Here is a 263-nt window from a genome sequence, read left to right on the forward strand (position 1 = left end):
AATTACCACCGGTTCCATCAGACCCAGGTATGGATACTCCGATTACATATATACCTGATGCTCCGAAAGAAGCAACAGTTATAGTGAAATATGTGGATACAAATGGTAGCGAGGTTATTCCTTCAGAAACCATCACAGGTAAAGTTGGAGATCCATACACAACAAATGGTAAAATAATTTCAGGTTACTATCTAGTAGAAGTACCGGCTAATCACACAGGAACTATTTCTGCTAATGGGACAACGGTTATTTATGTCTATGGT

The 263-nt window shown here is 38.8% G+C and carries 1 protein-coding gene; it reads left to right on the forward strand.

Annotated elements, in window-relative coordinates; genetic code table 11:
* Nucleotides 1-263 (forward strand): MucBP domain-containing protein (locus tag ACQRDX_RS09640; RefSeq protein WP_427896685.1); only part of this gene is annotated, 263 nt, incomplete at both ends.

Source organism: Streptococcus sp. SGI.013 (genome assembly GCF_050315295.1).
Classification (GTDB): Bacteria; Bacillota; Bacilli; order Lactobacillales; family Streptococcaceae; genus Streptococcus; species Streptococcus porcorum.